The organism is Mycobacterium sp., from assembly GCF_044342925.1.
GTDB lineage: Bacteria > Actinomycetota > Actinomycetes > Mycobacteriales > Mycobacteriaceae > Mycobacterium.
In genome coordinates this window covers 31,542-44,324 of sequence record NZ_JBIIOV010000004.1, presented here as the reverse complement: position 1 = coordinate 44,324, position 12,783 = coordinate 31,542, and the positions used below count along the sequence as shown (strand labels likewise).

General features: G+C 70.5%; 13 protein-coding genes. 6 read left to right on the top strand and 7 right to left on the bottom strand.

Annotation, left to right across the window (positions count from 1 at the left end):
* Together ADBZ6I_RS01310 and ADBZ6I_RS01305 are read right to left on the bottom strand one after the other, a co-directional pair.
* Positions 1-1,555, bottom strand: a 1,555-nt coding sequence (locus tag ADBZ6I_RS01310; RefSeq protein WP_526380082.1) for a UvrD-helicase domain-containing protein, incomplete at its 3' end; no start/stop codon positions are given.
* A 70-nt stretch (positions 1,556-1,625) separates the two neighbouring features.
* On the bottom strand, positions 1,626-2,993 hold the full coding sequence (locus ADBZ6I_RS01305) for an MBL fold metallo-hydrolase RNA specificity domain-containing protein (RefSeq protein ID WP_526380080.1): 1,368 nt from the start codon (positions 2,991-2,993) through the stop codon (positions 1,626-1,628).
* A 66-nt stretch (positions 2,994-3,059) separates the two neighbouring features.
* Between ADBZ6I_RS01305 and ADBZ6I_RS01300 the strand changes: the two genes are divergently transcribed.
* Both ADBZ6I_RS01300 and ADBZ6I_RS01295 read left to right on the top strand, forming a co-directional pair.
* Complete coding sequence (locus ADBZ6I_RS01300; protein WP_526380089.1) at positions 3,060-3,785, top strand: alpha/beta fold hydrolase; 726 nt, start codon at positions 3,060-3,062, stop codon at positions 3,783-3,785.
* Between the two features lie 5 nt (positions 3,786-3,790).
* A complete protein-coding gene (locus tag ADBZ6I_RS01295; protein WP_526380078.1) occupies positions 3,791-4,099 on the top strand; it encodes an MGMT family protein in 309 nt (102 codons plus the stop codon).
* Here ADBZ6I_RS01295 and ADBZ6I_RS01290 read toward each other — a convergent pair.
* The 3 genes from ADBZ6I_RS01290 to ADBZ6I_RS01280 all read right to left on the bottom strand — a co-directional run bounded on the left by ADBZ6I_RS01290 (position 4,096) and on the right by ADBZ6I_RS01280 (position 7,298).
* Complete coding sequence (locus ADBZ6I_RS01290) at positions 4,096-4,950, bottom strand: TIGR02569 family protein (RefSeq protein WP_526380076.1); 855 nt, start codon at positions 4,948-4,950, stop codon at positions 4,096-4,098. The two genes, ADBZ6I_RS01295 and ADBZ6I_RS01290, sit on opposite strands and share 4 nt — an antisense overlap.
* A gap of 36 nt (positions 4,951-4,986) precedes the next feature.
* Positions 4,987-6,162, bottom strand: coding sequence for an adenylyltransferase/sulfurtransferase MoeZ (gene moeZ, locus ADBZ6I_RS01285; protein ID WP_526380074.1), 1,176 nt, complete (start codon positions 6,160-6,162; stop codon positions 4,987-4,989).
* A gap of 68 nt (positions 6,163-6,230) precedes the next feature.
* The gene (locus ADBZ6I_RS01280) at positions 6,231-7,298 is read right to left on the bottom strand and encodes a DUF3152 domain-containing protein (protein WP_526380072.1); all 1,068 of its coding nucleotides are present in this window, start codon (positions 7,296-7,298) and stop codon (positions 6,231-6,233) included.
* 152 nt (positions 7,299-7,450) lie between these two features.
* On the opposite strand from ADBZ6I_RS01280, the gene fasR reads away from it, so the two are divergent.
* Positions 7,451-8,086, top strand: coding sequence for an HTH-type transcriptional activator FasR (fasR, locus tag ADBZ6I_RS01275; protein ID WP_526380070.1), 636 nt, complete (start codon positions 7,451-7,453; stop codon positions 8,084-8,086).
* A gap of 18 nt (positions 8,087-8,104) precedes the next feature.
* On the opposite strand, the gene ADBZ6I_RS01270 is transcribed toward fasR, so the two are convergent.
* Positions 8,105-8,344, bottom strand: a complete 240-nt coding sequence (locus tag ADBZ6I_RS01270) for a DUF3107 family protein (protein WP_526380068.1) — start codon at positions 8,342-8,344, stop codon at positions 8,105-8,107.
* Between the two features lie 203 nt (positions 8,345-8,547).
* On the opposite strand from ADBZ6I_RS01270, the gene ADBZ6I_RS01265 reads away from it, so the two are divergent.
* The gene (locus ADBZ6I_RS01265; protein ID WP_526380066.1) at positions 8,548-9,057 is read left to right on the top strand and encodes an MmpS family transport accessory protein; all 510 of its coding nucleotides are present in this window, start codon (positions 8,548-8,550) and stop codon (positions 9,055-9,057) included.
* 64 nt (positions 9,058-9,121) lie between these two features.
* Here ADBZ6I_RS01265 and ADBZ6I_RS01260 read toward each other — a convergent pair whose 3' ends face one another.
* Positions 9,122-9,820 (bottom strand): ferritin-like fold-containing protein, encoded by a 699-nt coding sequence (locus ADBZ6I_RS01260; protein ID WP_526380064.1) that lies wholly within the window; start codon positions 9,818-9,820, stop codon positions 9,122-9,124.
* A 155-nt stretch (positions 9,821-9,975) separates the two neighbouring features.
* Between ADBZ6I_RS01260 and ADBZ6I_RS01255 the strand changes: the two genes are divergently transcribed.
* Both ADBZ6I_RS01255 and ADBZ6I_RS01250 read left to right on the top strand, forming a co-directional pair.
* Entirely contained in the window at positions 9,976-11,502 is a 1,527-nt protein-coding gene (locus ADBZ6I_RS01255; RefSeq protein WP_526380062.1) for a DEAD/DEAH box helicase, read from the top strand.
* Entirely contained in the window at positions 11,499-12,722 is a 1,224-nt protein-coding gene (locus tag ADBZ6I_RS01250; protein ID WP_526380060.1) for an Rv3212 family protein, read from the top strand. Before ADBZ6I_RS01255 ends, ADBZ6I_RS01250 begins: the two co-directional genes overlap by 4 nt.
* Positions 12,723-12,783 lie beyond the last annotated feature (61 nt).

The window sequence follows — 12,783 nt, the reverse complement described above, 5'->3', positions numbered from 1 at the left end:
TGCGCTCCCATGCCTGCCACAGCGTGAAGCGCGGGTCGCGGTGCCGGCGATGTCCCTGGCCGGCGGCGGCCAGCACCGCCCGCACCCGGTTGACCGGTCCGGCCAGCGCGGCCGGCAGGTGCGGGGCCGGGCCGGTGAGCGCGCTGACCAGCAGTTCACCGGCCGGGCGGTCGGTGTCGCCGGACAACCGGCGCAGCGCCCGGCGCAGCTGCCGCAGCGACACCGGGTCGACCCGCCCGATCGGGCCGGTGAGCAGAGCCTCGGCCCGGTCGGCGTCCAGGCCGCGGGCGGTGGCGGCCAGCACGGTCAGCAGCGCCCGGGCCGCGGGCTGCTCGGCAATGGGCCCGCCGACGGCCGGCTGGTCGACCGGCACTCCGGCTACCGTCAGCGCCCGGCACAGTGCCGCGGCCGCCGAGGCCGACCGGACGATCACCGCCAACTGGGACCACGCCACCCCGCCGTGCAGATGGGCGCGGCGCAGCGCGTCGGCGATCACCGCGGACTCGGCGTGCGCGGAGTCGGCCACCAGCACCGACACCGCGCCCTCGTCGCCGTCGGCGCCGTCCAGGCTGCGCCACGCGGTGCCCGGCAGGGCGGCGGCCATCCCGGCGACCGCGCGGGCGACCGCGGGCGCGCAGCGATACGAGCGGCCCAGCCGGACCACCGGACCGTCCCCGGAGCCCAGCAGCTGCGGGTCGGCGCCGCGGAACCCGTACACCGCCTGGTTGGGGTCTCCGGCCAGCAGCGCCAGATCGGCGCCGGCCGCCAGCACCCGGACCAGCTCGGCGGCCAGCGGATCCAGATGCTGGGCGTCATCGACGAGCAGCAACCGGACCCGCAGCCGCTCGGCGGCCAGCTGGTCGGCGTCGGCGGCCAGCGCCTCCAGCGCCGCCCCGACGAGTTCGGCGGCGCCCAGGGCGGGCACGCTGGCCTGCGGGGCGGCGGTGCCAACAGAGGCCCGCAGCAGCATCACCTGCTCATACTGCTGGGCGAACCGCCCGGCGGCCGTCCACTCCGGCCGGCCCTCCGCCCGGCCGAGCCGCTGCAGGGCCAGCGGGTCGACACCGCGTTCGGCGCAGCGGGCCAGCAGGTCACGCAGTTCGGTGGCGAACCCCGCGGTGGTCAGCGCCGGCCGCAGTTCCCGCGGCCAGCCTGCCGCGCCGTCCTCCAGGTCGCCGGCGAGCAGATCGCGGATGACGGCATCCTGCTCGGCTCCGGTGACCAACCGCGGCGGCGGGTCACCGGCGCGTTCGGCGGCCTTGCGTAGCACGCCGAAGGCGTAGCTGTGCAGCGACCGCACCAACGGTTCCCGCACGACCGTCAACTCGCGCGACCCGGCGTTGAGCAGCCGCGCGGTGAGTGCGCCGCGGGTTTGGGCGGTCAAGCGGCCCGACCCGGTCAGCAGCAGCACCGACTCGGGGTCGAGCCCGCCGGCGATCCGCGCAGCCGCAGCCTCGACCAGCAGGGCGCTCTTCCCGGTGCCCGGGCCGCCCAGCACCCGGACGGTGCCGCGCGCATCCGGGCGCAGCAGGTCGGCGGGCTGGGGAAGGCTCACCCCCGCATGACACCACGGGGGTCCGACAGATCCGCGCTACGACACCGCCGAACTAGAGATCACCGCCGAACTAGAGATCGAACACCTGGTTGGGCCTGGGCACCGTTGCCTGCCAGCTCAATTCACGGTCCAACCGCCGGCGCAACGCATCCGCCGCCGGTGGCTCACCATGCACCACGAACACCTTCCGCGGCGGGGCGGTGAATCCCGATGCCCAGCGGATCAGTTCGTCGGCGTCGGCGTGCGCCGAGAGCATCTTCAGATCGGCGACCTCGGCGTTGATCCGGACCCACTCGCCGAAGATCCTGATCTGCCGCTCCCCGGCGGCGATGGAGGCGCCGCGGGTGCCCGGCACCTGATAGCCGGTGACCGCGATGGTGTTACGCGGGTCCGGGGCAAAGGCCTTGAGGTGATGCAGAATGCGGCCGCCGGTGGCCATCCCGCTGGCCGAGATGACGATCTTGGGTTCGCGGCTCTCGGAGATCTTCTTGGACTGCTCGGCGTCGCGGGTGTATTTGGCCATGTCGCACATGCCCTCGTAGATCTCGGGCCCCAGGCGGTGGTCGTCGGGGAACCGGCCCAGCAGATCGCTGGCGTTGATCGCCATCGGGCTGTCCAGGTAGACCGGGACGTCGGGAAGCCGGCCGGCGCGGCGCAACTGCCACAGGTAGTAGAGCAGGGTCTGCGCCCGGCCCACCGCGAAGGCCGGCACGACGACGGTCCCGCCGCGCTGCACCGTCGTCGAGACCACCCGGCCCAGCGCCTCGGCAGGGTCGGTGCGCTCGTGCACACGGTCGCCGTAGGTGGATTCCATCACCAGGTAATCCGCCGCGGTGACCGGATCGGGGTCGAGCATCACCGGGTCGTCGTAGCGGCCCAGATCGCCGGTGAACACGATGCGGCGGCCGTCCCAGTTCAGCTCCACCGTCGACGCCCCGAGGATGTGCCCGGCCCGCCGGAACGTCACGACAGCCCCGATGTCGGGAAGTTCCGAGGGCGCGCCGAACGGCCGGGTGGTGAACAACGCGAGGGCGTTTTCGGCGTCCTCGGTGTCGTAGAGCGGCTGAGCGGGGTGATGCTTGCTGGCCTTGTGCTTGTTGAGGAACGCTGCGTCGCGCTCCTGCAGGTAGGCGCTGTCACGCAGGATGATGTCGGCGACGGCGGCGGTGGCCTCGGTCGATACGATCGGCCCGCTGAACCCCTGGCGGACGAGCCGGGGCAGGTAGCCGGTGTGGTCGAGATGGGCGTGGGTGATGACGACGGCGTCGATGCTGGCCGGCTCGACCGCCAGCGGATCCCAGTTGAGTTCACGCAGGTTTTTCACACCCTGGAACAGGCCGCAATCCACCAGGATTCGGCTGCCGTTGCTTTCCAGCAGGTGCTTCGAGCCGGTGACTGTGCTGGCCGCGCCGAGGCTAGTGAACGTCAAATCCCCCATCCTGGCAGCATAGGGCCCGTGCTTGAAGTCAGCCGATACGGCCCGCCCGGCGCGGCGCGGGTGCTGATGATCCACGGGCTGACCGGGCACGGCGCCCGCTGGCGCACCCTGGCGACGACGTACCTGCCCGAATACGGCGTTCTGGCACCGGATTTGATCGGTCACGGCAGGTCGTCGTCGGCGGCGCCGTGGACCATCGACGCCAACGTCGCGGCGCTGGCGACGCTGGTGGAAGAGCAGGCCGACGGACCCGTCGTGGTGGTGGGCCATTCCTTCGGCGGCGCGGTGGCGCTGCACCTGGCCTCGGCGTGCCCGGACCTGGTGGCGGGCCTGGTGCTATTGGACCCCGCGGTGGCGCTGGACGGGCAGTGGATGCGGGAGATCGCCGAGGCGATGATGGGCTCCCCCGACTACGCCGACCCGGCAGAGGCCCGCACCGAAAAGGCCACCGGCGTATGGGCCGACGTTGCGCCTGCCGAACTGGATGCCGAGATGGAGCAGCATCTGATCGCACTGCCCAACGGCCGCTACGGCTGGCGGGTGTTCATCCCGGCGATGATGTCGTACTGGAGTGAGCTGGCGCGCGATATCGCTCTGCCGCACAAGGGAACCCGAACGGTGCTGGCGCGCGCGGAGTTCAGCGAACCGCCGTATGTCACCGAGCAGCTGATCGGTGCGCTGTCAGCGCAACTCGGCGCCGACTTCACCCTTGCGGAGTTCGGCTGCGGGCACATGGTGCCGCTGTCCAAGCCTGCGGAGACCGCGGCGCTCATTCGCGACCTGCTGGGCTGACGTGGGTGAAGATCACCGACGAGCAGGTGGAGTCGGTGCGGGCACTGGTCGCCTCGATTCCGGTCGGCAGGGTGGCGACCTACGGTGACATCGCCTGCGCCGCAGAGCTTTCCAGCCCGCGGATCGTCGGGTGGATCCTGCGGACGGATTCCCACGACCTGCCGTGGCATCGGGTGATCCGGGCGACGGGACGGCCCGCCGAGCACCTGGCGTCACACCAGTTCGAACTGCTGCGCGCCGAAGGGGTGCTCGCGCACGACGGACGAATTCCGCTGACCGGGCCGGACTCGGCCAGGTACCAATTCCCCGGCTAAACCGTCATCCGCACCAACGAGGCGGAGCGGAGCAGACCGGCGAACGCCTCCGGCGTCGAGCGCGGGTGCAGCGTGTGCACGGCCAGCCGGAACATCAACGCCCGCAACAACATCTGCGGCCACTCCGGCAGGTCGGTCCACCGCTCGATCAGCTCGTCGTCGGCCTCGCCCCAGGAGAGCGCGTCGACGACGGCCACCCCGGCCGCCCACGGCGCGGGCCGCCAGTACGGGGTGATATCGGTGATCCCCGGTGCGGCGCTGCCGGCGAACAGCACCGTCCCGTAGAGGTCGCCGTGCACCAGCTGATTGGGGCTGGTGGTGGGCCGGCGCAGCCCCGCCAACTGGGTGAGCAGTTCCATCGACTGGGTGCGGTCCTGCGCGTCGGGCAACTGCGGCGCGCCGGGCGGAAGCGACTTCAGCGGCCGGTCTTCCCACGCCGCCCGGTCGGCGACGGTGAACACGTCGACTTCGTTCCACGGCGGCACCGGCGCCTGGGCGAGAAAGCGGGGACGCTCCAGCGTCGCGGTCACCTGGTGCAGCCGTATCCCCACCGACACCACCTCGTCGTGGCGTGCCTCGGGGGCGCCGGCGACGTGGGTGTCGGCCCGCCAGCCCGCGACCACGTAGCGGCCGTCGGTCGAGCGCACCGGCCGGGCCAGCCGCAGACCGTCGACGAACATGGTCTCGCGCACCTTGGCCGACCAGGCCGCGCGGGGATGGTCGGCGATCAGCGACAGCACGATCTCCCCGCAGCGCCAGCCGCCGTCCCAACCGGACTCCAGTGGGACCGGCTGCGCGCCCTTGAGACCGAACGCGACCAGCACATGGTCCGGCGGCGACTCGTCGATCACAAGGTCAGGGTAAAGCGTGCCGTCACCGGCAGACCGTCAGTACGTGGCCATGTCGGGATCGAATTGCTGGGCCCATGCCGTGATACCGCCCCGCAGGTGCCGTGTGCCGGTGACTCCGGCCGCTGTGAGCGCGGCCACGGCCTGCGCCGAACGCGCCCCGCTCTTGCAGTACAGCACCGGAATACTGCCCGCAGGCAGCAGCGCCGGGCCGCCGGCGGACTCCAGCACCGACTTGGGGATCAGCCGGGCGCCGTCGATGCGGTTGATCTCCCACTCGCCCGGCTCCCGAACGTCGATCAGAGCCACCGGGGCCCCGGAGTCCAGCAGGTCCTTGAGTTCGCTCGCGCTGAGCCCGGCCCCGGCATCGGCGGCGTCATCGGCGGCGGTCCCGCAGAGCACGTCGTAGTCGGCCAGCGCGGTGATCGGCGGGGCCTGCGGGTCCTTGCGGATCGCGATGGTGCGGTGCGACATCGCCAGGGCGTCGTAGATCAGCAGCCGGCCCAGCAGCGATTCGCCGATGCCGGTGATCAGCTTGACCGCCTCGGTGCCCATCACCGAGGCAATCGAGGCGCACAGCACGCCCAGCACACCGCCCTCCGCGCACGACGGCACCAGCCCGGGTGGCGGCGGGTCAGGGTAGAGGTCCCGATAATTCAGGCCCCGACCGTCCGGGGCGTCCTCCCAGAACACCGACACCTGGCCGTTGAACCGGTAGATCGAGCCCCACACGTACGGTTTGCCGGCCAGCACCGCAGCGTCGTTGACCAGGTACCGGGTGGCGAAGTTGTCTGCGCCGTCGATGACGAGGTCGTAGTCGGCGAACAGCTCGACGGCGTTGTCCGGCTCCAGCCGGTACGGATGCACCCGCACGGAGACCAACGGGTTGACCTCGGCGATCGCGTCGCGGGCGCTGTCGGCTTTGAGCCGACCGATGTCGGACTGGCCGTGGATGATCTGGCGCTGCAGGTTGGATTCCTCGACCACGTCGAAGTCGACGACGCCCAGGGTGCCCACACCCGCGGCCGCCAGGTAGAGCAGGGCGGGCGAGCCCAGTCCCCCGGCGCCGATGACGAGGACGCGGGCGTTCTTGAGGCGTTTCTGCCCTTGCGGGCCGAAGTCGGGTAGCAGCAGATGCCGGCTGTAGCGAGCGACTTCCGCGCGGCTCAGTTCAGCGGCAGGCTCGACCAGTGGCGGCAGGGGCACGGTTTCCATTGTGCGGTGTCGTGCGGGACACGCCGGGCGGGCGGACAAATCCGCACACTCGGCGGGGAGAACCCGACCTACGCGATCGGATACGGCCAGGAGTTGAACCGGCAGGTCTTCCCGTCCGGTTTCACCGAACCCGGGTCGAAGCGGGAGGCGTCGTTGTCGGAGGTGGAGAAGGTCTGCTGCATCATGATCGGCGCCAGAGCACCGTTGCGGTCGCATGGCTCGTGGCTGGTGTAGCCGATGGCGTGGCCCACCTCATGGTTGATCAGGTACTGCCGGTAGGAGCCGATGTCGCCCTGGAACGGCACCGCCCCGCGCACCCAGCGAGCCAGGTTGATGAACACCCGCGGCTCGGCGTCGGCACCGTAGATCGGGTTGTAGCACGAGGTTTCGAGTTTAATCTCGTAGCCGCAGCCCTCGCGCACGGTCGTCGGGGAGGTCAACGACACCCGGAAATCGGGCGTGGCAGCGGGGTCGTCGGTGCGCTGAAAAGCGAACTGCGGGTTGTGCGCCCAGCTCTTCGGGTTGGCCAGCGTCTCGGTCACCATCCGGGCGAAGCCCTCGTCGCCGCCGAAGGACGACGTGTCGACGCCGTCCTCCACCTCGACGGTGTAGGTGAACGTCTTGGCGGTGCCCTCGCCCACCTTCGGCGAGGTGCCGGGGACCATATGCCAGGTCTTGGCGCCCGACTCGGTGAACGGCCCGCCCGCCGGCAGGATGCCGGTCGGCAGGCTGGCGTCGAACTCGGTCAGCCCGCGCGGCGGGGCGCCGATGATGCTGGTACCCGACGAGCCGATGGTCGGCGGACTCTTCACCGGCTCGTCGGCGACGGGGACCACCGTGCCGGTCATGGTCTGGTAGAGCACCACACCGGTGAGCACCACCAGCAGCGGCAGGGCGTAGGCCCGCCAGCCGTACGTGGAAAGGAACCGCCCCAGCCAACTCTGTTTGCGCGCGCGCTCGTCACGACTGTCGCGGGGCTGGCCGGTGCCTTCTGCCATCGGGTCGGCCATCGGGTCGGCCATCGGGTCGGCCATCGAGTCGGCCATCGGATCGCGCAACGCGCGCAGCGGCTGATTCCATTCGCTGTGCAACACCGGCACGCCGCCACCACCACGCGGCCCCGACTCGTTTGTCACAGACCCAGGATGGCATAACCCGCGATGTGAGGACTCCCGGGCGCGCCCGTGTCGAGGCCTCGACGCACGACGACGAGGCCCTAGCGGGGCGGATAGACGAGGCCCTAGCGGGGCGGATAGTAGTGTCAGTGATCGATACTCCTAGGGGAACGATGAGCAACCTGACCGACGCGGCTGCGCGTAAGCACGCCCGCGGCGGACGGCTGCCCCGGGGTGAGCGTCGAGATCAATTGCTCGCCATCGCCAGCGAAGTCTTCGTCGACCGCGGCTATCACGCCGCCGGCATGGACGAGATCGCCGACCGGGCCGGGGTCAGCAAACCGGTGCTCTACCAGCACTTCTCCAGCAAGCTCGACCTGTACCTGGCGGTGCTGCAGCAGCACGGCGACATCCTGATGGCCGGGGTGCGCCAAGCGCTGCGGACGACCACCGACAACCGGCAGCGGCTGCGCGCCGCCGTGCAGGCCTTCTTCGACTTCATCGAGCACGACAGCCAGGGCTACCGGCTGATCTTCGAGAACGACAACGTCACCGAGCCGCAGGTGGCCGCCCAGGTGAAATCCGCCATCGAGGCCAGCACCGACGCGGTGTTCGATCTGATCAGCCAGGACTCCGGGCTGGATCCGCACCGCGCGCGGATGATCGCCGTCGGCCTGGTGGGTATCAGCGTGGACTGCGCGCGGTACTGGATCAGCGCGGACCGGCCGATCTCCAAGGAAGACGCCGTCGAGGGCACGGTGCACTTCGCCTGGGGCGGACTGTCCCACGTGCCGCTGGCGCGCGGCTAGAAACTGCGCGGCTGGAAATTAAGACGGCGAGGCGACGCCGAAGCCGACCCGCCGCACGTCCGCGGCACCGATCTCGACGTAGGCGATCTTCGCGGTCTGCACCAGGAATCGGCGGCCCTTGTCGTCGATCAGGCTCAGCACTCCCGCGTCCCCCTGGGCGAGAGCCTCCTTGATCTGGTGCTCGACCACCTCGGGCATATCCGCGCTGTTGAAGATCAGCTCCCGCGGGCTGTCCGAGACACCGATCTTGACCTCCACGCCGGCCCCTTTCCTCAAGCTTGTCTCCCAGCAGGCTAGTGGACGTCGGACCACGCTGGTGCGGCGTGCCGCCCGGGAACGCAAACAACGTGGTCAAGCTGCGGTAACAGCATGGCCACGCTGCGTGCGCCGTGTCGGGGCGCGGACCGGGCCGTCCTTAGCCTGGCGTGGTGATCGAGGATCGACGCACACACTGGCCCCGGGTGGCGATAACCGCGCTCGGCGTCGCGGCGACCGCCGCCGCGGTCATGTGCGTCATCACGGCCGGCGACCCGGCCCCCGGCGCGCTGACCGGCACGGCGATCCGGACCGTCGTCGCCACCGCCGGGCCGGAAACCCCGCACCCGGCGGTGCAGGCCGTCACCGTCACGGTGCAACCGCATGCCCAGCCGGAGGTGCCGGTACGGGTGGAACCCGGCCCAGCCCCTGCCGCGCAGCCGCCGGTGGATCTGCGCCAGATCGTCTACACCGTCGACGGCAACCAGCGGCCCGACGACCCGGTAACCGTGGTCTACGCCGACGAGACCGGCGCACTGCGCACGCTGGAGAACGTGACGCTGCCCTGGAGCATGGCGATCATCCCCACCCTGCCGGTCAACTACGTCTACGCCACCAGCCGGGGCAGCCAGCTCAACTGCTGGATCACCGACGCCGGCGGCGCGGCCGCGGTGTTGCAGACCGACTACGGAACGTCGACGGCCTGCAACCGCTGATCGCCCTAACGCAGACGCGCGAGACAGCGACGGGTCTTTTCGCGAATGGACACCCGCGGTCCGGTCAGGACAAACCCAACTGGTGCATCCGCTCGCTGTGCGTGCGCTGCAGCCGGTCGAACAGATCGGTCACCTGAGCCAGGCCGCCGCCGGCCATCACCAGGTCCACCAACTCGTCGCGCTCGGCCAGCACGAACTGCGCCTGGGTGACGGCCTCGCCGAGCAGCCGACGCGCCCACAGCGCCAACCGGCTGCGCTGACGGCCGCTGCCATTGACCGCGGTGACCACCTCGGCGACCACGAACTGTGAGTGCACGGTCTCGGCCAGAACCGAGCGCACCACGTCGGCGACTTCGACCGGCAGCGACCCGGCGATGGCCAGGTACAGGTCGGCCGCCATGGCGTCGCCGACGTAGGTCTTGACCAGAGCCTCCAACCAGGTGCTCGGGGTGGTCAGCCGGTGGTACTGCTCGAGCGCCGGGGCGTAGCGGACCATGGCGGGCAGCACGTCGACGCCACGGTGTTCCAGCGTCGACCGGAGCAGTTCGTAGTGGCCCATCTCGGCGGCGGCCATCCGCGCCATGTTGATCCGGCCGCGCAGATCCGGCGACATCCGGGCTTCCTCAGTGAGCCGATAGAACGCCGCGACCTCGCCGTAGGCGAGCAACGCGAACAGTTCATTGATGCCGGGATGGTCCACCGGGACGACCGAAGTGGATCTGCCTTGCCCCGTCACCTGCGCCGTTCCCGGGGTCGCTTCCATGCCGTCAACTGTAGTCCGAGCAGGTATGATGAACCTCGGTAATGTGCGTGCACGCAGTGGGCCCGCCTCCTCGGCGCGAGGCCCGCATTTTTCGAAATCGTCATCTCGTGCGCGCGTGAAGCAAGTACGAGGAAACGACAACGGAAGAACGTTTAATGACCCATTTGCACACCCATACCCCAATCAGCTTCGCCCAGTTGGGCGTCCGCGACGAGATCGTCCGCGCACTCGCTGAACAGGGCATCGAGAACGCCTTCGCCATCCAGGAACTGACCCTGCCGCTGGCGTTGGCCGGCGACGACCTCATCGGCCAGGCCCGCACCGGCATGGGCAAGACCTTCGCCTTCGGTGTGCCACTGCTGCACCGCATCACCGGCGACACCACCCGCCCGCTGACCGGAGCCCCCCGCGCCCTGATCGTGGTGCCCACCCGCGAGCTGTGCATCCAGGTCTACGAGGACCTCAAGCACGCCGCGAAGTACCTCAAGGCCGGCGAAGCGGGCGAACGGCCGCTGAGTGTGGTGTCGATCTACGGCGGGCGCCCCTACGAGCCGCAGATCGAGTCGCTGCAGAAGGGCGCCGACGTGGTCGTCGGCACCCCGGGCCGGCTGCTGGACCTTGCCCAGCAAGGCCACCTGCAGATCGGCGGGCTGTCGGTTCTGGTGCTCGACGAGGCCGACGAGATGCTGGACCTAGGCTTCCTGCCCGACATCGAACGCATCCTGAGCCGCATCCCCGACGATCGGCAGTCGATGCTGTTCTCGGCGACCATGCCGGGCCCGATCATCACACTGGCCCGCACGTTCATGAACCAGCCGACCCACATCCGCGCCGAAGGCGTGCAGGGGTCGGCCACCCACGACACCACCGAGCAGTTCGCCTACCGCGCCCACGCGCTGGACAAGGTCGAGATGGTCGCCCGCATCCTGCAGGCTGAGGGCCGCGGCGCGACGATGGTCTTCACCCGCACCAAGCGGACCGCCCAGAAGGTGGCCGACGAACTCGCCGAGCGCGGTTTCAAGGTCGGCGCGGTGCACGGCGACCTGGGCCAGGTGGCCCGGGAGAAGGCGCTGAAGTCGTTTCGCACCGGTGACATCGACGTGCTGGTGGCGACGGATGTCGCGGCACGAGGCATTGATATCGACGACATCACGCATGTCATCAACTACCAGATCCCCGAGGACGAGCAGGCCTACGTGCACCGCATCGGGCGTACCGGCCGGGCCGGCAAGACCGGCATCGCGATCACGCTGGTCGACTGGGACGAGCTGGAACGCTGGGCGATGATCAACACCGCGCTCAAGCTCGACTGCGCCGATCCGCAGGAGACCTACTCCAACTCCCCGCACTTCTACGAGGAACTGGGCATCCCGGCCGGGGCTGGCGGCACCGTCGGCACCCCGAGCAAACGGCCGGAGCCCCGGGAGGCCAAGGGCACGAGCCGGGTCAGCTCGACCGACACTAAAACTGACCGGCCCGCCCGCACCCGGTCGCGGCGCCGCACCCGCGGTGGCGGTGGCGGTGGCGGCCAGGGTGGCACCGGGCATGTCGAAAATGGCGCCGCACCAACCGAATCCACCGAGGCCCCGTCCGGCGAGGGCAGCTCCAGCGGACCCCGCCGGCGTCGTCGCCGCGGCCCGCGTAAGGCCGCCGAGGCCGGAGCCGCTCCGACCAACGGATGATCCGACCGGAACGCCGCACCAGAGCCGACCTGCTCGCCGCGGCGGCGATCGTCGCCGTCGTGCTGATGGTCATGGCGGCGTTCTGGTGGCGCAGTCCCGAACGGGCCACCATCAGCCGCCCGGCCGCCGGACCGGCGCCCAGCACCACCGCGGCGTCCACGGTGCCCCCGGCACTCCAGCAGCGCTGGACGGCGGCCAGCGGCCACACCCTCAGCCCCGTTCTGGTGGGCGGGGCGGTGATCACCGGCGAGGGGCGCACCATGGCCGGCCTGGATCCGCAGACCGGTGAGCAGCGCTGGACCTACGCGCGTGACACCGAGCTGTGCGGGGTCATCTACGTGTACGACCTGGCCGTCGCCGTCTACCCCGACGCGCGCGGCTGCGGCCAGGTCAGCGGCATCAAGGCCGCCACCGGCCATCGCGGCCCAACTCGCACCAGCTACGCCGACGACGTGGTGGTGCTGAGTTCCGACGGCGGCGCGGTGCTGTCCGCCGGTGCCACCCGGCTGGAATTGTGGCGCACCGACCTGGTGCGGATGCTGTCCTACGGCGAGATCGACGCGCCGGTCAAGCCCGTCAACACCAAGCTCGGCGCCGGCTGCGCCCTGATGTCGGCGGCCGCCAGCGACGCCGCCGTCGGGGTGCTGGAAGCCTGCCGGGACGAGAAGGACCTGCGCCTGACGCTGCTCAAGCCGGCCAAGGAGGAAGACGAGCCGGATCAGAAGAAGGTGGGCCTGCCGGGCGTGCCGGTGGACGCCGAGGCGCGCGTACTGGCCGTCGCGGGCACCACCGTCGCGGTGTACGTGCCGACCCCGCGCCCCGAGGTCGTCGTCTACGACGACACTGGCTCCAAGGTCTCGGGCACACCGCTGCCCGCTCCGGCGACGTTCGCCGGCGCGTTGCCCGCCGTCACCCGGGCGGGCGATCAGATCACCTGGTGGACCGGCAGCGCGGTGATGGTGTTCGACAACAAGTTGCGCTACCGATACACCCTCGATGCGACCGGCCCACTGGCCCCGTTGGGGCCGGCGACCATGATGGCCGGGCAACTGCTGGTCCCCGTCGCCGACGGCCTGGCCGTCTTCACCACCGCCGACGGCAAGCACGAGCGGACGATCCCGGTGACCCGTCCGGGCGGTTCGGGCACGATACTGCCCGCGATCAGCGGAACGACGGTGATCGAGCAACGGGGTGCCACGATAGTCGGCTTCGGGGCCTAGAAATCCCTGTCCGCCGGCCGTTACCGGAGCTAACCGCAAACGGCCCGTACGGTGGACTCAG